The sequence below is a fragment of the Marinobacter sp. LM1 genome (assembly GCF_042763285.1).
Classification (GTDB): Bacteria; Pseudomonadota; Gammaproteobacteria; order Pseudomonadales; family Oleiphilaceae; genus Marinobacter; species Marinobacter nauticus.
The window spans coordinates 3,000,706-3,018,449 of the sequence record NZ_CP114373.1; the positions used below are offsets into that span (position 1 = coordinate 3,000,706).

Here is a 17,744-nt window from a genome sequence, read left to right on the forward strand (position 1 = left end):
ACACATGCAGTGGGATATCGTGATCGGGCTGGAAATTCACGTTCAGCTCGCCACCCAGACCAAGATTTTCTCCGGCTCCAGCACCGCTTACGGTGCCGAGCCCAACACCCAGGCCAACGCGGTTGACCTGGCGATGCCCGGCACCCTGCCGGTACCCAACGAGCAGGCGTTCCGCTACGCAGTGATGTTCGGCCTGGCAACCAATGCCGAAATCGGCCGGCGCTCGGTCTTCGAGCGCAAGAACTACTTCTACCCGGACCTGCCCAAGGGCTACCAGACCACCCAGTTGGCCCAGCCCATCGTTGGCCCCGGCTATGTCGACATCGACCTGGCCGATGGCAGCACCAAGCGCGTGCGCATTCACCACGCCCACCTGGAAGAAGACGCCGGCAAATCCCTGCACGAGGATTATCATGGCATGACCGGCATCGACCTGAACCGCGCCGGCACGCCGCTGATTGAGGTGGTGACCGAGCCGGATATGACCAGCGCCGAGGAAGCCGTGGCTTTTGCCAAAAAGCTGCACAGCATTGTTACCTCGCTGGGTATCTGCGACGGCGATATGTCCCAGGGTTCCATGCGCTTTGACGTCAACATCTCTCTGAAGCCAAAAGGCTCCGACACCCTGGGCACCCGCACCGAGACCAAGAACCTGAACTCGTTCCGGTTCATGGAACAGGCCATCGCCCACGAGGTGGAGCGGCAGATGGATATCCTGGAAGACGGTGGCGTGATTGTGCAGGAAACCCGCCTGTACAACGGTGACCGGGACGAGTCCCGCTCGATGCGCACCAAGGAAGAAGCCAACGACTATCGCTACTTCCCCTGCCCGGACCTGTTGCCGGTGGAAATCGACGATGCCTTCATCGAAGACGCCCGCAGCCGCCTGCCGGAACTGCCGGACGCTCGCAGGGCGCGTTTCAAGGAGCAATACGGCCTGAACGACTATGACGCTGGCATCCTGTCTGCCGACGCCAAACTGGCTGCATTCTTCGAAGAAACCGTGGAACACGGCAAAGATGCCAAGCTGGCCGCCAACTGGATTCAAGGCGAGTTCTCCGCGCGCCTGAATGCGGAGGAGAAGTCCGTCGCCGAGGCGCCGATTACCGGCGCACAACTGGGCGCCATGGTGACCCGCATCGCCGATAACACACTGTCCTCCGCCGGTGCCAAGAAGGTGTTCGAGGCGCTATGGACGGGCGAAAACAACGATGTCGATGCCATTATTGAAGCCAAGGGCCTGAAGCAGGTGTCGGATACCGGCGCCCTGGAATCCATGGTTGATGAGGTGCTGGCCGGCATGCCGGATCAGGTGGCTCAATACCAGAACGAGGAAGATCCGAAGAAGCGCAAGAAGATGCTTGGTGGCTTCATGGGGCCGCTGATGAAGGCTTCCAAGGGCCAGGGTAACCCCAAGCTGTTCAATGAGATTCTTGTTCGCAAGCTTGGCGGCTAGCATTGGCGTGGGCCATCTTGTTTTGGCCCTAGCCTTCGGATTGTGGGGAGGGGTGGGTTTGGAGCCCCTTCCCAAAAACCGCTACAAGCACATCCCTGTGCGCTTCTCTCCGGCCATCCATGGCCTCCGACATTTTTGGGAAGGGGCTCCAAACCCACCCTGCCAGACCTTTTTGCGATAGTTCGCTGACACGATGCCGACAGTCAGATCAAACGTGCCCAAAGGTCATGCTCATCGGCATGCTCTACGACAGCCTGCACAATCTGACCGGGAACGAGTTCGGTTTCATCGTTCAGGTAGACCATGCCATCAATCTCTGGCGCATCGGCCTTCGAGCGACCGATCGCACCCTCTTCATCAACTTCATCAATCAACACATCAATGGTACGACCGATTTTCGCCTGAAGACGCGCCGCTGAGATTTCTGCTTGCTTGGCCATAAAGCGAGCGAGGCGTTTCTCCTTCACCTCCTCGGGGACCGCACCTTCGAGCTCGTTCGCCGGCGCCCCTTCCACCGCGCTGTAAGTGAAGGCACCCACTCGATCCAGCTGAGCCTCGTCCAGCCAGTCCAGCAGGTACTGGAAGTCTTCCTCGGTTTCCCCCGGGAAACCAACGATGAAGGTGGAGCGAATGGTCAGTTCCGGGCAGATTTCCCGCCACTTCCTGATGCGCTCCAGAGTCTTGCTGTCATGGGCCGGGCGTTTCATGGCCTTGAGCACTTTCGGGCTGGCATGCTGGAACGGGATGTCCAGGTACGGCAGGATTTTGCCTTCGGCCATCAGCGGGATGACGTCATCCACATGGGGATAGGGATAGACATAGTGCAAACGCACCCAAACCCCCATCTCACCCAGGGCTTCACACAACGCCTGCATTTTTGTCTTTAACGGGCGCCCCTGCCAGAAACCGGTACGGTATTTGATGTCTACGCCGTAGGCGGAGGTGTCCTGAGAGATCACCAGAATTTCCTTTACTCCGGCATCCACCAATCGCTTGGCTTCGTCCATGACCTCGCCAATCGGGCGACTGACAAGGTCTCCCCGCATCGAGGGAATAATGCAGAAGGTACAGCGGTGATTACAGCCTTCCGAAATCTTCAGGTAGGCATAATGGCGCGGCGTCAGCTTGACGCCCTGAGGTGGCACCAGGTCCACAAACGGGTCATGCTCTATCTTCGGGGGCACATACTGGTGGACGGCACCCACCACTTCCTCGTAGGCCTGGGGGCCGGATACTGCGAGCACGCCCGGATGGGTTTCACGGATCCGGTCGGCCTCAACCCCCATGCAACCGGTGACGATGACTTTACCATTCTCACTGATTGCCTCACCAATGGCGTCCAGGGATTCCTGCTTGGCGGCATCTATAAAACCACAGGTGTTCACCACCACAATATCGGCGTCATCGTAGGTGGGCACCACATCGTAGCCGTCCAGGCGCAACTGGGTCAGGATACGTTCAGAATCTACCAGCGCCTTCGGGCAACCAAGGCTGATAAAGCCTACTTTTCCGCTCTGGGGCGCGTTTTGCGTTTTCTCGGTCATAAAAGCCTGCAGGATGTCCGGAGCCATGCTCCCGATGAGTGTAGCGGGCAATTTTACCTCACGACCGGAAGAACTGCAGCAGTCGCACCACCTACTCCGCCACCACAAATCCGCTGACGCAGATCAACTTACCGACTAAAACTGTGACACCGTGTTCAGAATTTTGTAGTAAAAGTGCCACAATTACCGACAGGATTCTTGCTGTTCACTTTTTAAACAGCTAAACTTTCAATCGTTTATGTGTTTTTCTGGAAGGCGTTTATGGGAAAGGCAACTTCTTTTCAAACCACACATGCCAGAAGAGTGAACATGAAACCTCTTGCCGCCAAACCCAATCTGCGAAACCAGCAGCGGGTGGACGTTTCAACCGACATTACGATCGAAAAGCCGGATGGCTGCTGCCTTACCTGCCAGGTGTCCAACCTGTCCCGCTCAGGCGTGATGCTCTCCTGTGATCAGGACACCGTCAAACAGCTGGTTCCGGGCCTGAAAACACCGGCCCCCGGCCACTGGATCGAAGTCAAAACCCGTTTTTCGGTGCCCGTCATTGCAAACCAGCCGGTCACGGTGCTCGCCGACGGGAACATCGTACACATGCGTCGCATTGCCCGAGACGAGTTCCAGATTGGTATCCAGTTCTGTGAATTCGAAGGCAACGGCTTTGACTATGTCGATCGTTATGTTGCCAAACTGCTTTCGGACGCACGTAATCCCTCCAGCGAAGCTCACTGACGGAAGCCAGTGGCGACGTCGCTGGCGTTTACCCCCGCCTCCAGACACCGGCGAAGGCTATATTATTAGAACCTGAAATTCTTACAGCATTCCTTCTTATACCCTAAGCTGCTCTGATATAGTTGTTCATCTAAATTACAGCCATTACTTCGCCCTCCATGGCAACGGATGAACATGACCACATATAACCTCACCCATCTCAAACAGCTGGAAGCCGAAAGCATCCACATCATTCGGGAAGTGGCCGCCGAGTTCGACAACCCGGTCATGCTTTACTCCATCGGCAAGGATTCTGCCGTGATGCTGCATCTTGCCCTGAAAGCCTTCTACCCGGGCAAGCCACCGTTCCCGTTGCTTCACGTGGATACCACCTGGAAATTCCGGGACATGATCTCGTTCCGGGACCATGTAGCGGAGAAGTTCGGGCTCGACCTGATCGTGCACATCAATGAAGAAGGCGTGAAGCAAGGCGTCGGCCCCTTTACTCATGGCAGCGCCAAGCACACCGACATCATGAAAACCCAATCCCTGAAGCAGGCCCTGAACAAGTACAAGTTCGACGCCGCCTTCGGGGGCGCCCGCCGGGACGAAGAAAAATCACGTGCCAAGGAGCGGGTATATTCCTTCCGTGACGAACACCACCGCTGGGACCCGAAGAACCAGCGCCCGGAGCTCTGGAATATTTACAACGGCAAAGTCAACAAGGGCGAAAGCATCCGTGTCTTCCCGCTGTCCAACTGGACGGAGCTGGACATCTGGCAATACATCTACCTTGAGAACATTGACATCGTTCCCCTCTATTACGCAGCCGTGCGGCCCGTGGTAGAGCGCGATGGCACCCTGATCATGGTAGACGACGACCGCATGCCCCTGAAAGAAGGTGAAAAGCCGATGATGAAATCGGTACGCTTCCGCACCCTGGGCTGCTATCCGCTGACCGGCGCCATTGAATCCGAGGCCAACACCCTGCCCGACATCATTCAGGAAATGCTGCTGGCCACCAGCTCAGAGCGGCAAGGCCGGGTGATCGACCACGACTCAGCGGGCTCCATGGAACAGAAAAAGCGGGAAGGGTATTTCTAACATGTCACACCAGTCTGATCTGATTGCAGAAGATATTCAGGCTTACCTGAAGCAACACGAGAACAAGGAACTCCTGCGCCTGCTCACCTGCGGCAGCGTGGATGACGGCAAGAGCACGCTGATTGGCCGGCTGTTGCATGACACCAAGATGATCTATGAAGATCACATGGCCAGCCTGAAAACTGACAGCGCAAAAATGGGCACCACCGGCGAAAAACTGGACCTGGCACTGCTGGTGGACGGCCTTCAGGCCGAGCGGGAACAGGGCATTACTATTGATGTCGCTTACCGTTATTTCAGCACCGACAAACGCAAGTTCATCATTGCGGACACCCCGGGCCATGAGCAGTACACCCGCAACATGGCCACCGGCGCATCCACTGCGCAACTGGCCATCCTGATGATTGATGCCCGCCACGGCGTACTCACCCAGACCCGCCGGCATTCCTATATTGCCTCGCTACTGGGCATCCGGCACATCGTGGTCGCCGTGAACAAAATGGATCTGGTGGACTTCAGCGAAGAGCGCTTCAATGAAATCCGCGACGACTACCTGGCCTTTGCCTCACGACTGGGCCTCAAGGACATCCGTTTTGTTCCCATCTCGGCGCTGGATGGAGACAACGTCGTCAACAAGAGCGAGAACACCCCCTGGTTTACCGGCCAGCCGCTGATGGAAATTCTGGAAACGGTGGAAGTGTCCCGTGACAAGAACCTGGAGCATTTCCGCTTCCCGGTGCAGTACGTGACCCGTCCGAACCTGAACTTCCGCGGCTTCTGCGGCACCATCGCCTCTGGGGTGGTTCGCCCTGGCGATGCAGTGATGGCCCTGCCCTCACGCCGTACCAGCAAAGTAAAGGAAGTCGTGACCTTCGACGGCAACCTGGACGAAGCCTACATCGACCAGGCGGTCACCCTGACCCTCGAAGACGAGATCGACATTAGCCGTGGCGACATGCTGGTGAAGGTGGAGGACGAACCGGAAGTCCACAACCGCTTCAATGCCAACATTGTCTGGATGACCGACGCACCGCTGGAAACCGGCCGGCTGTATGACATCAAGCTGGGCCCCACCTTTACTTCCGGTACCGTGAAGAAAATCCACCATCAGACCGATGTAAACACGCTGGATCAGCAAGCCAATCCCAGCCAACTGGCCCTGAATGAAATCGGCCTGTGCGAACTGACTCTGAACCAACCGGTCGCGTTCGACGCCTATCAGCGTAACCATGCCACCGGCAGCTTCATCGTCATTGACCGCCTGACCAACGTAACCATCGGGGCGGGCATGATCGCAGGCCTGGCCGATGGCCTGGAATCCCTGGACCCGGTCACCGCCGAGGAACGCGAACGACGCCTGGCCCAGAAGCCGGCCATCATCGCCTGTAACGGCAAACATGGCCCGGAACTGGCGCTGGCCGTTGAGCGAGCTCTGTTCGATCAGGGCAAGACCGCCGTCGTGGTATCCGAAGAAAATGCGGGCGACGCAGACGAACGCCGTCGGGTAGCGCAGTTGCTGACCGCTCACGGGCTGGTAGCCATTGCCGTGAACCTGGGTTCGGACATTGCCAACGCCAGTGCCAACGCAGAGAACGAAGCTGACATTCCCGGCGCCGTCTCGACACTGGTCCAGGAACTGATTCGCAGCAAGCGAATCTGATTTCCATACCCGCCCATTGAGAACCCCGGCCCGAACGAAGACGTCGGGACCGGGGTTTCTTTCTCTGCCAACCGTGGCACAATCACGCTCCGCCAAGCCGACTGAATCTGACAGGAGCTGACCCATGGCCATCAAACACCTGCGCACCGCCTTCGCAAGCCAATACCAGCCGGGCCAACCTGCCCGCCTCGTAGCGGGCGAGGCCCTGCAGGAACCGGGCGGCGACTACGAAGCCCTGCACAAGCAGATGAAGCGCCTGTTCAACAGCAAACCCGGCAAGAAATATGGCCGCTTCTCAGACGACATCGGCGAATGCCCCTTCAGCGCCTGGCTCAAAGACTACCTGGAAGACAAACAGACCTTCGCGGCCATGACCGACCGTCTTTTCGGCCAGTGGCAGGAACTGCTGACCGGTAGCCAGGAAGAATTTGACGGCCACCTGATGATCGTACACGACGCCCTGGCCGATGCCGAAGTGGTGTACCTGTTTATCCTGGAAACCGACAGCGCCATGCGCTTCGACGGCAGCCAGAAACTGGACGCCACCGACGTACTCAGCCTGTCGCGCCTGAACCTGGCCGTGCGAATTGAACTGGACGACTGGCGCAACGCCAACGGCAGCGAAAACTACATGACCCTGATCCACGGCCGCGGCACCGGCGACCCCGGCGAACTGTTCATCCGCCTGTGCGCCTTCACCAACAGCGTGGACGTGGAAAAGGAAACCATGACCTTTCTGGACGCAGTGGAAGCATTCGCCAAAACCAGCGAACCGGAAAAAGCCGGCGAAGTGCGCGCCAAGGCCTACGAATTCTGCAAAGACCAGCACGCCCTGGGCGAGCCCGTGGAAATCGAAGCTCTGTCGAATTACCTGGACGAAAGCCAGCCCCAGCGCTTCAAGGAATTCGCCAGCCAGAACGCGGAACTACCGGAAACCGGCGTACTGCACCCGGACCACCGCAAGGTCAAAAAACTCGTGCGCATCGCTGGCTCCGGCGGAGGTATGAGCGTGTCTTTTTCGTCGGACCTGGTGAACCAGGCGGTGTACTACGACCGTGACAAAGACGCCCTCACCATCACCCGCCTGCCCAAGGCACTGCGAGAACAACTGCAACGGTACCTGGAAGCCCGCGAGGACTGATCCAAGCTCAGTCCTCTGCTACATTTTCCGGCTGATCGTCCCACCGGGGGCGATTGGCCCTGAGCTTCCTGACCTCCTGCATCCAGCCCACCCCATCGATCAACTCCCCGGTTTCGTGATCAATGGGCGGATACGGCAGGTTACGATCGTCGCAATACCGCTTCACCGTTGGCTGACACCAACAGAACAGCAGACGGTTGTACTCCTCATCCGGCATCCGCCGCTGATCAAACATCCCCGCCAGCTTCCGCTGACGCTGGGCTTCGGAAAGGATAATCGAGCAGGCTGAAGACACATTCAGCGATTCCACCATTCCCATCATCGGAATCACAATATGCTCATCCGCCTGCTCGGCGGTCACCGGGTTCACACCGTCCACTTCGTTACCCATGATAATCGTGCACGGCACGGTGTAATCCACCTCCCGAAAATCCACCGCCCGGTCTGACAATTGCGCCGCATACAGCTTGTGCCCCTGGGCCTTCAGCTCCGTTACCGCGTTATCCATGGTCGGATGGGTATGCGTTGTTACCCAATGAAAGCTGCCACCGGCTGTCTTACGAAATGCCCGAAAACCCTCCTTGGGCCAGACCACGTGCATATTGGCCAGGCCGAAGGCATCGCAGGACCGAATAATGGCCGACAGGTTTCTGGGTTTGTGCACCTGATCCGTCAGCACCCGCAGGTCGGGTTGACGGGTGTTGAGGACTTGCTTGATTCGGGCGAGGCGTTCGGGAGTCATAAGTAAATTGGCTAGCGATGATTTTCCGGCTCCCACAAACCAACAATCAAGCTTGTAGAATCCAGTACAGGTGTCTGGGAAGGGTTTTGGGGTGGGCTTTCCAAAAATTTCGAAGGCCATGGATGGCCTGAGAGAAGCGCACATGGATGTGCTCGTAGCGGTTTTTGGAAAGCCCACCCCAAAAGCCTTCATGCACATAAGCGGCGAATAATAGCACAGAGCCAAATGAGGAATACCGAGACAACGGTGGTTGAAGATTAAGCACCCCGGTATAATACGCAGTCCATTTTTGCCAGCGCCCCACTCCACCCCGGCGCCAACACACCAAACTACGTGAGACCCATGGCCAAGAAGCTGTACATCAAAACCCACGGCTGCCAAATGAACGAGTACGACTCTGCCCGCATGGCAGACCTGCTCAAAACCGGCGAAGCGGTCGAAGTCACCGACAACGCCGATGACGCCGACATCCTGCTGCTGAACACCTGCTCCATCCGCGAAAAAGCCCAGGAGAAAGTGTTTCACCAGCTTGGCCGCTGGAAAAGTCTCAAAACCAAAAAACCCGACCTGATCATCGGCGTCGGCGGCTGCGTCGCCAGCCAGGAAGGCCAGGCCATCATCGACCGGGCGCCCTACGTGGATATGGTATTCGGCCCGCAAACCCTGCATCGCCTGCCCGACATGATCACCGAAGTACGCACCAAGGGTAACGGCGTTGGCGTGGTCGACGTCAGCTTTCCGGAAATCGAGAAATTCGACAACCTGCCTGAGCCCGGCGCCGACGGCCCCTCTGCGTTTGTCTCCATTATGGAAGGCTGCAGCAAATACTGTACCTTCTGCGTGGTGCCCTACACCCGTGGCGAAGAAGTCAGCCGCCCGGTGGACGACGTCATCGCCGAAGTGGCCCATCTGGCCGCCCAGGGCGTGCGCGAAGTAAACCTGCTGGGCCAGAACGTCAATGCCTACCGTGGCGACACCCACGACGGCGACCAGATGGATCTGGCGGAACTGATCGAAGTCATCGCCACCATCGACGGCATTGATCGCATCCGCTACACCACCTCTCACCCGGTGGAATTCAGCGATGCGCTGATTGAAGTCTATGAGCGGGTTCCCGAACTGGTCAGCCACCTGCACCTTCCGGTACAAAGCGGCTCTGATCGCATCCTGGCAGCGATGAAGCGTGGCCACACGGCGCTGGAGTACAAATCCAAGCTTCGCCGTCTGCGCAAGATCCGCCCGGGCATCAGCTTTTCTTCGGATTTCATCATCGGCTTCCCGGGTGAAACCGACAAGGATTTCGAGGACACCATGAAGCTGATCAACGACATCGGCTTCGACATGTCCTTCAGCTTCATCTACAGCGCCCGTCCGGGCACACCGGCGTCTGACTTGCCGGACGATACGCCGATGGAGGTGAAGAAGCAGCGGTTGAGCATTCTTCAGGATCGCCTGAATCAGAATGTGATGGATATCAGCCGGAAGATGGTGGGTTCTACTCAGCGTATTCTGGTGACTGGTTTGTCCAAGAAGGATCCAGGCGAGTATGCGGGGCGTACGGAGAACAACCGTATTGTGAACTTCCGCCACGAGAATCCTGAGGTGGTTGGTCATTTCATCGACGTAGAAATCGTCGAGGCCTACCCGAATTCTCTTCGTGGTGTGCCAGTTAGTTCTGAGTTGTATTAGGCTTCGGCCCCCATGTGCTCTTTGTTTGGAGTTGGGAGGCGGTCTGGATCAGCCTCCCAAAAACCGCTACGAGCACCCGCAAGCGGGTCCGGCCAGCAATCATAGATTGCTGTCGTTCGGCGGCGCATGAAGCTTCGCTTCATAAACGCTTGCCTCACCCATGTGCGCTTCTCTCCGGCCATCCATGGCCTCCGACATTTTTGGGAGGCTGATCCAGCCCACCTCCGCGTATCATGCAGTAGCATGCCAGTAATACCTGGACAGGCTTTCAAATTATTCCAGAGCGCAGAGAAAACCGACGCCGCTGAAATGTTCCTCCGCTTGTTTTTTCCTTTCGAGCCTGCACATAGTCAGAAAGGACGGTGCGTGGTTATGCTTCCTCAGACTGTTGAGGGCCAGGGACGGCCCGAAACAAGCGCACAGGGATGTGCTCGTAGCGTGTCTGTGGAAGCATAACCACGCATCGGCCATACTCCACCCATAGAAATGCTGACTCCCAACCAGGGGAGTCCAACGAAACGGAGCAAGATTGAACACTCACGATACCAGACAATTTGACCTGCACCCGGTGGACCAGCGCCGCCTGGCAACCTTGTGCGGACAGTTTGATGAACACCTGAAAATGATCGAGCAGCGCCTGCAAGTGAAAGTCGGCCGGCGCGGGCATCATTTCCGGGTGGAAGGCCACACTGAAAACGTGGCGGCGGCTACCGAGGTCATCCGGCACCTGTACCGGGAAACCGAGGCCAGTGATGACATACCACCCGATACCGTGCACCTGTTCATCCGCGAAACCGGCCTGGAACGGCTGCCGGATGATGTGCCTTACGATGAAGGCCAGGTCACTGTTATCAAGACACCCAAGCTGACCGCCAAACCCCGCGGCCGGAATCAGCAGAAGTATGTACATAACATTCGCACCCACGACATCAACTTCGGCATCGGGCCCGCGGGTACCGGTAAGACGTGGTTGGCAGTGGCTTGTGCTGTCGAGGCTCTGAAAGACGAGCAGGTGAAGCGTATTCTGCTGGTTCGGCCGGCGGTGGAGGCCGGCGAGAAGCTGGGCTTTTTGCCTGGCGATCTGGCCCAGAAAGTGGACCCGTACCTGCGCCCGCTCTACGACGCTCTCTACGAAATGCTGGGATTTGATCAGGTCACCCGCCTGATCGAGAAAAGTGTGATCGAGATTGCCCCCCTGGCATTCATGCGCGGCCGTACCCTGAACAACTCGTTTATTATTCTGGACGAAAGCCAGAATACCACCCGGGAGCAGATGAAGATGTTCCTGACCCGGATAGGCTTTGGCTCTACCGCGGTCATTACCGGCGATACCACCCAGGTGGACCTGCCCCGCGGACAGAATTCCGGGCTGATTCATGCCGCCAGCGTGTTGAGCAAGGTCCCGGGTATTGGCTTTACCCGTTTCGACGCCAAAGATGTGGTGCGTCACCCCCTGGTTCAACGCATTGTTGAAGCCTACGATTCTTTCAACGACGGGAGTGCCACAGGCCAATGAGCAAGGTAACTGTGGACCTTCAGATGGCCTTTGACGGCACGGGCGTACCTACCGAGGCGTTGTTTGAAGCCTGGGCAGAGGCGGCGTGGCAGGATGAGAATCCAACCGAAGTTACCATCCGTATTGTCGATAACGACGAAAGCCGTGAGCTGAATCACCAGTACCGGGGCAAGGACAAGCCTACCAATGTTTTGTCCTTCCCATTTGAAGCACCAGCGGGTATAACGGTGCCATTGGCCGGAGATCTCGTGATTTGCGCGCCAGTTGTTGAACAGGAAGCGCGGGAGCAGAGCAAAGACGCTGTCGCCCACTGGGCCCATATGGTGGTGCACGGTATGTTGCATCTCCAGGGCTACGATCATATTGAAGATAATGAAGCCGAGGTCATGGAAGCCCTCGAGATCCGGCTGCTGGCGCAGCTCGGATTTGCTAACCCTTACGAAGCAGAGGAAACGGAACCAGACTCATGAGCGACGATCAGTCGAGTCGCAGTCAGGGCAACAAGTCCTGGCTGGAGCGTATATCACAGGCCTTTTCCAGCGGGCCTGAGTCCGTCGAGGACGTGCTGGAAATCCTGCGGGATGCTGAATCCCAGAGCATTATTGATGCTGACTCCATGAGCATCATTGAAGGCGCCATGCAAGTGATCGACATGCGGGTGGACGAGATCATGATCCCCCGATCCCAGATGATCACCGTAAAGGCATCTCAGGAACCCAAAGAGTTCCTGCCCGAGATTATGTCTTCCGCCCATAGCCGCTTTCCGGTCATCGGCGAGAGCCAGGATGACGTCATCGGGGTACTGCTGGCGAAAGACCTGCTTCCTCTTGCCCTCAACAACGATCTGAACTGGAACCGTATCCGCGAAATCCTGCGGCCACCCACCTTTGTTCCCGAAAGCAAGCGTTTGAACCAGCTGCTCAAGGAGTTCAAGGAAAACCGCAACCACATGGCCATCGTGGTGGATGAGTACGGCGGAACCGCTGGCCTTATCACCATCGAAGACGTGCTGGAACAGATCGTCGGTGAAATCGAAGACGAGCATGACTTCGATGAGGAAACCCATATCAAGGCCCGGGGCGACGGGACCTTTGCGGTGAAGGCCGTGACGCCCATCGATGATTTCAACGAATTCTTCGAGACAGACATGGATGAAGAAGAGTTCGATACCATTGGCGGCCTGGTACTGAAAGAATTTGGACACCTGCCCAGACGGGGCGAAACGGTTGAATTCGGCGGCTTGCAGTTTACTATTGCCAACGCCGATAACCGAGTCATCCGTCTGTTGCAGGTAACCCGCAGTGAGTCATGATCCACAGCACCCGCCACTGAAACTCCCGTTCACCACCCGAAAATGGCTGGGCGCCGCAATCCTTGTGATTGCCGGCGCTCTGCAAACACTGACCTTCTCGCCATTCTATCTGTGGTGGCTGGGGCCCTTGTCGGTGTTTCTGATCCTGCTGGTCACCGTACACCAGGCGCCGGACAAGCTGTTCCGCTCCGGCTGGCTGGCCGGGCTTGGTCTGTTCGCCTCCGGTGCCAGCTGGATTTACGTCAGCATCAGCGAGCACGGCAATACTTCGGTACCTCTGGCCATTGTACTCATGGTCCTGTTTATTGCCGGGCTGGCCCTGTTCCATGGGCTGGCCTTCTGGTTCTGGGGCAAACTCGCCAAAGACAGCGCACCACGCCGACTCTTGCTGTTCCCTGCCATCTGGCTACTGGGCGACTGGTTGCGTGGCTGGCTGCTGACTGGTTTTCCATGGCTGTATCTGGGCACCGCCCATACCGACGGCCCCCTGGCCGGGCTGGCGCCACTGACTGGCGTGCATGGCATTACCTTCTGGATCACCGTTACCGCAGTGGCTGCTTACGGCGCCTGGTGGCTGTTCAAACTTGACAGGAAGGTCACTGCTGGCGCCGTTCTGGTAGCAGCTCTGCTGCCCTGGCTGATCGCCCCGGCCATGAACAAAGCTGACTGGACCGAGCTCAGCGAAGAGCCCGTCAGCTTTGCGGCGATGCAGGGCAACATACCGCAACAGATCAAGTGGGATCCTGATTTCCTGCGCGATCAGATTGTGGCTTATCTGGGCATGACCGAAGCGCACTGGCAAACCGACCTGATCCTCTGGCCAGAAACAGCCATCCCCATTCCGCAGGACCAGGCTGGCAAGGTCATTGATCATATCCGGGAACAGTTAGGAGAAAACAGCACGCTGATCACCGGCATCCCCTGGTATGGCTACAGCGGCCAGATTGAAGACTACACCTTCCACAACAGCATTATGGCCATCGGCAATGGCGACGGCATGTACCACAAACAGAAGCTGGTGCCCTTTGGCGAATATGTGCCACTTCAAGGTCTGCTGCGGGGGCTGATCGGTTTCTTTGACCTGCCCATGAGTAGCTTCACGCCTGGGCCAGAGCAGCAAGCGCCGCTGGTCGCCAATGGCATGAAAATCACCCCTTACATCTGCTATGAAGTGGCCTACCCCGATTTCGTGGCGTTTAATGCCCGCAACACCGATCTGCTGCTGACGATCAGTAACGACGGCTGGTTCGGTGATTCCATCGGGCCGCTGCAACATCTGCAGCTTGCCCGCATGAGAGCCCTGGAGACCGGCCGCTACATGCTGCGGGGCACCAACAACGGCGTCACTGCGATCATCAATCACAAGGGCGAGATTACCGAGCGCATCCCACAGTTCGAGCGCGCGGTACTGACCGGTGAGGTATTTACGGCAACCGGGAGCACACCCTACATGCAAACAGGATCCTGGCCGGTGCTGACGCTGGCGATCATCCTGATTGTGTTCATCCGAGAACGGGTGATTCCGAAAAACTGAGCACCCTGAGCCTGCTGCTCAAATGGCTTGCAGGCTCAAGGCGATGGCTTCAGCTTTCTTTCGGTGGCCAGCGGCTGGTTACCCGCTCAAAGTAATGGGAGCCGCAGGCCTCGCAGGGATGCAGGTGGCTGGTCTTGGTCAGACAAAGCATGTGGCTGCAGTTCATGCACCGGAACATACCCGCCGTGGCCACTTCACCGGAGATATAGTGACTGACGTCCTGATTCTCCAGCTTCTGCTTCAGTTCCAGAGTATCAACCAGGGTCTGATCGGCTACCGAGAGAAGCCGGTCTGCCAGGGTGTGTTCCAGTAACGCGATATCCAGTTGCAGCCATTCTCCCAGGCCTTCCCCGGTCTCCTCCACAAAATGCAACAGGTGCTCCAGATCCCGCTGAAGATACGCCCCGAGCAAATCTGCTTCTTCCCGGGTCATTTCCTCGACCTCGTATTCCACTTCTATCGCTTTCTGAACTTCTTCCTCCAGCGTCTGCAACGACGTTTCCTGTAGCTCATGCAGGCGTGTCTGTACCCGCTCAAGCATTCGGTCGTAAACCTCAAGGGCTTTTCCGGAGAGGTGACTGCGTTCTGGCTCGCTCATTTGGGCTCCTTATCTGCACCTTTCACCATACTCTCAGTCTGGCACAAACCCGCAGAATTGGCAGACTACCTGTTAAGCCGCGTGTGCGTTAGAATGTTCGGCCTTTTCTCGAACATCCTTTTCACACAGGGTACTTTTGGCAATGGCAGGAATGGACGAACAATACAACCCACGTGAAGTAGAACAGACCGCCCGCACTTTCTGGGAAACCAACGAGACCTTCAAGGTCAAGGAAGAGCCGGGCAAGCCCAAGTACTACTGCCTGTCCATGTTCCCCTACCCCAGCGGCAAGCTGCATATGGGCCACGTCCGCAACTACACCATCGGCGACGTGATTTCCCGCTACCAGCGTATGCAGGGCAAGAATGTAATGCAGCCTATGGGCTGGGACGCTTTCGGCCTGCCTGCCGAAAATGCCGCGATTGCCAACAAGTCTGCACCGGCCAAGTGGACTCGCTCCAACATTGATTACATGAAGAACCAGCTCAAGCAGCTGGGGTTTGGCTACGACTGGAGCCGCGAACTGGCCACCTGCGACCCGGAATACTACCGCTGGGAACAGTGGTTCTTCGCCCGCCTCTACGAGAAAGGCCTGGTGTACAAGAAGATGTCCACCGTGAACTGGGACCCGGTTGACCAGACCGTACTGGCCAACGAGCAGGTGGTTGACGGTCGGGGCTGGCGCTCCGGTGCCCTGGTCGAGCAGAAAAAGATTCCGCAGTGGTTCATCCGCATTACCGACTACGCGGAAGAACTGCTGAACGATCTGGAAGACATGGAGGGCTGGCCCGAGCAGGTCAAGACCATGCAGCGCAACTGGATCGGCAAATCGGTAGGGACCGAGCTGACCTTCCCGCTGAAAGAGCAGGAAGGTGGTCTGACGGTTTACACCACCCGCCCGGACACGCTGATGGGCGTCAGCTACATGGCAGTCGCCGCTGAGCACCCTCTGGCCAAGGCGGCGGCCGAGCGCCACCGCGATGTGGCCGAGTTTGTCGACCAGTGCCGTAACAGCAAGGTGGCCGAAGCCGAGCTGGCGACCATGGAAAAGAAAGGTATAGATACCGGCTTCAAGGCCATTCACCCGCTGACCCAGGAAGAAATCCCGGTCTGGGTCGCCAACTTTGTACTCACGGACTACGGCACCGGAGCCCTGATGGCGGTTCCTGGCCATGATGAGCGGGATCACGAGTTTGCCGTCAAGTACAAGCTGCCCATCAAACAGGTGATTGCACCGAACGACAGCCGCGATATCGATATCCAGGAGCAGGCCTTCACCGAGAAAGGCGTTCTGGTGTCCTCCGGCAAATACAGCGGCCTGACCAGCGAAGAGGCGTTTGAGGAAATCGCGGATTACCTTGAAGCCCAGGGCATTGGCAAACGTACCGTGAACTACCGTCTGCGTGACTGGGGTGTGTCCCGGCAGCGCTACTGGGGTGCGCCCATCCCGATGATGACGCTGGAGGACGGCACCGAGATGCCGGTGCCGGATGACCAGCTACCGGTTCGTCTGCCCGAAGACGTTGAAATGGACGGCGTCCAGTCGCCGATCAAGGCCGACCCGGAGTGGTGCAAGACCGAATACAACGGCCAGCCAGCCACCCTGGAAACCGATACCTTCGATACCTTCATGGAGTCCTCCTGGTATTACGCCCGTTTCTGCAGCCCGAACTACGACAAGGGCATGCTGGACCCGGCTGCCGCCAATTACTGGCTGCCAGTCGACCAGTACATCGGCGGCATCGAGCACGCGATTCTGCACCTGCTGTATGCCCGGTTCTTCCACAAGCTGCTGCGCGACGTTGGTCTGGTGAACAGTTCCGAGCCATTCAAGCGCCTGCTGACCCAGGGCATGGTTCTGGCCGAGACCTACTACCGCAATGAAGCAAATGGCGGGAAAACCTGGTTCAACCCGGCCGATGTGACGGTTGAGCGCGATGGCAAGGGCCAGGTAGTGCGAGCGGTGCTGAAATCGGACGGCGAGCCTGTGGAAATCGGTGGCGTTACCAAAATGTCCAAATCCAAGAACAACGGCATCGATCCCCAGGCCATCATCGATCAGCACGGTGCCGACACTGTGCGGTTGTTCATGATGTTTGCGGCACCACCTGAGCAGTCGCTGGAGTGGTCCGACAGCGGCGTTGAAGGCGCCCATCGCTTCCTCAAACGACTGTGGCGGATGGTCAATGAGCATACCGCCAGTGGCGAAGCTCCGGCGGTTGATCCTGCCAACCTCAATGGTGCTCAGAAAGACCTGCGCCGCAAGACCCACGAAACCATCGCCAAAGTCAGCGATGACATCAGCCGCCGCCTGACCTTCAACACCGCCATCGCGGCTGTCATGGAACTGCTCAACGAAGTGGGCAGGCTCAGCGATGACGAGCCGCAAACCCGCGCGGTGCGTCAGGAAGCCCTGGATACCGCCGTGCTGGTGCTTTCCCCCATTGTGCCGCACATCTGTCACAACCTGTGGCAGGCCCTCGGTCACTCTGACACGGTGGTTGACGCCTCCTGGCCGGTTGCCGACGAAAGCGCCATGGTTCGTAGCGAAATTGAGGTGGTTCTGCAGGTGAACGGCAAGGTCCGGGCCAAGGAGAACGTACCGGCGGATATTGGCAAGACAGATCTGGAGAAGCTTGCCCTGGAGAACGAAAACGTCATGCGTTTCACCGACGGCAAGACCGTACGCAAAGTGATCGTTGTGCCTGGCAAACTCGTGAACGTGGTGGCTAACTAA

General features: G+C 57.7%; 14 protein-coding genes. 11 read left to right on the top strand and 3 right to left on the bottom strand.

Annotation, left to right across the window (positions count from 1 at the left end; all coding sequences use genetic code 11):
• The first annotated feature begins 4 nt into the window (after positions 1 to 4).
• Positions 5 to 1,456 (top strand): Asp-tRNA(Asn)/Glu-tRNA(Gln) amidotransferase subunit GatB, encoded by a 1,452-nt coding sequence (gene gatB / locus OZ656_RS14015; protein ID WP_011786176.1) that lies wholly within the window; start codon positions 5 to 7, stop codon positions 1,454 to 1,456.
• A 203-nt stretch (positions 1,457 to 1,659) separates the two neighbouring features.
• On the opposite strand, the gene rimO is transcribed toward gatB, so the two are convergent.
• The gene (gene rimO, locus OZ656_RS14020) at positions 1,660 to 3,000 is read right to left on the bottom strand and encodes a 30S ribosomal protein S12 methylthiotransferase RimO (RefSeq protein ID WP_220269747.1); all 1,341 of its coding nucleotides are present in this window, start codon (positions 2,998 to 3,000) and stop codon (positions 1,660 to 1,662) included.
• A gap of 309 nt (positions 3,001 to 3,309) precedes the next feature.
• Here rimO and OZ656_RS14025 point away from each other — a divergent pair, with 309 nt between their 5' ends.
• The 4 genes from OZ656_RS14025 to OZ656_RS14040 all read left to right on the top strand — a co-directional run bounded on the left by OZ656_RS14025 (position 3,310) and on the right by OZ656_RS14040 (position 7,616).
• Positions 3,310 to 3,732, top strand: a complete 423-nt coding sequence (locus OZ656_RS14025; RefSeq protein ID WP_014422121.1) for a PilZ domain-containing protein — start codon at positions 3,310 to 3,312, stop codon at positions 3,730 to 3,732.
• Positions 3,733 to 3,900: 168 nt separating this feature from the next.
• The gene (gene cysD / locus OZ656_RS14030) at positions 3,901 to 4,815 is read left to right on the top strand and encodes a sulfate adenylyltransferase subunit CysD (RefSeq protein ID WP_011786179.1); all 915 of its coding nucleotides are present in this window, start codon (positions 3,901 to 3,903) and stop codon (positions 4,813 to 4,815) included.
• A gap of 1 nt (position 4,816) precedes the next feature.
• Positions 4,817 to 6,475 carry a sulfate adenylyltransferase subunit CysN gene (gene cysN / locus OZ656_RS14035; RefSeq protein WP_011786180.1) on the top strand — a complete coding sequence of 553 codons (1,659 nt, stop codon included), beginning with the start codon at positions 4,817 to 4,819 and terminating at the stop codon, positions 6,473 to 6,475.
• Between the two features lie 124 nt (positions 6,476 to 6,599).
• A complete protein-coding gene (locus OZ656_RS14040) occupies positions 6,600 to 7,616 on the top strand; it encodes a nucleoid-associated protein (protein ID WP_011786181.1) in 1,017 nt (338 codons plus the stop codon).
• Between the two features lie 7 nt (positions 7,617 to 7,623).
• On the opposite strand, the gene trmH is transcribed toward OZ656_RS14040, so the two are convergent.
• Entirely contained in the window at positions 7,624 to 8,358 is a 735-nt protein-coding gene (gene trmH, locus OZ656_RS14045) for a tRNA (guanosine(18)-2'-O)-methyltransferase TrmH (RefSeq protein ID WP_014422124.1), read from the bottom strand.
• A gap of 342 nt (positions 8,359 to 8,700) precedes the next feature.
• Here trmH and miaB point away from each other — a divergent pair, with 342 nt between their 5' ends.
• From miaB to lnt, 5 genes are all read left to right on the top strand, one after another.
• The gene (gene miaB / locus OZ656_RS14050; protein WP_379944653.1) at positions 8,701 to 10,047 is read left to right on the top strand and encodes a tRNA (N6-isopentenyl adenosine(37)-C2)-methylthiotransferase MiaB; all 1,347 of its coding nucleotides are present in this window, start codon (positions 8,701 to 8,703) and stop codon (positions 10,045 to 10,047) included.
• Positions 10,048 to 10,576: 529 nt separating this feature from the next.
• Positions 10,577 to 11,563, top strand: coding sequence for a PhoH family protein (locus OZ656_RS14055; protein WP_379944654.1), 987 nt, complete (start codon positions 10,577 to 10,579; stop codon positions 11,561 to 11,563).
• Positions 11,560 to 12,033: an rRNA maturation RNase YbeY gene (gene ybeY / locus OZ656_RS14060; protein ID WP_014422126.1), complete on the top strand. Its 474-nt coding sequence runs from the start codon at positions 11,560 to 11,562 to the stop codon at positions 12,031 to 12,033. The genes OZ656_RS14055 and ybeY overlap by 4 nt, the downstream gene beginning before the upstream one ends.
• Positions 12,030 to 12,875, top strand: coding sequence for an HlyC/CorC family transporter (locus OZ656_RS14065; RefSeq protein WP_011786186.1), 846 nt, complete (start codon positions 12,030 to 12,032; stop codon positions 12,873 to 12,875). The genes ybeY and OZ656_RS14065 overlap by 4 nt, the downstream gene beginning before the upstream one ends.
• Positions 12,865 to 14,409, top strand: coding sequence for an apolipoprotein N-acyltransferase (lnt, locus tag OZ656_RS14070; RefSeq protein ID WP_272999222.1), 1,545 nt, complete (start codon positions 12,865 to 12,867; stop codon positions 14,407 to 14,409). The genes OZ656_RS14065 and lnt overlap by 11 nt, the downstream gene beginning before the upstream one ends.
• 49 nt (positions 14,410 to 14,458) lie before the next feature.
• Here lnt and OZ656_RS14075 read toward each other — a convergent pair whose 3' ends face one another.
• On the bottom strand, positions 14,459 to 15,007 hold the full coding sequence (locus OZ656_RS14075) for a zinc ribbon-containing protein (RefSeq protein ID WP_022991399.1): 549 nt from the start codon (positions 15,005 to 15,007) through the stop codon (positions 14,459 to 14,461).
• Between the two features lie 151 nt (positions 15,008 to 15,158).
• On the opposite strand from OZ656_RS14075, the gene leuS reads away from it, so the two are divergent.
• Positions 15,159 to 17,744, top strand: a complete 2,586-nt coding sequence (leuS, locus tag OZ656_RS14080) for a leucine--tRNA ligase (protein ID WP_114434281.1) — start codon at positions 15,159 to 15,161, stop codon at positions 17,742 to 17,744.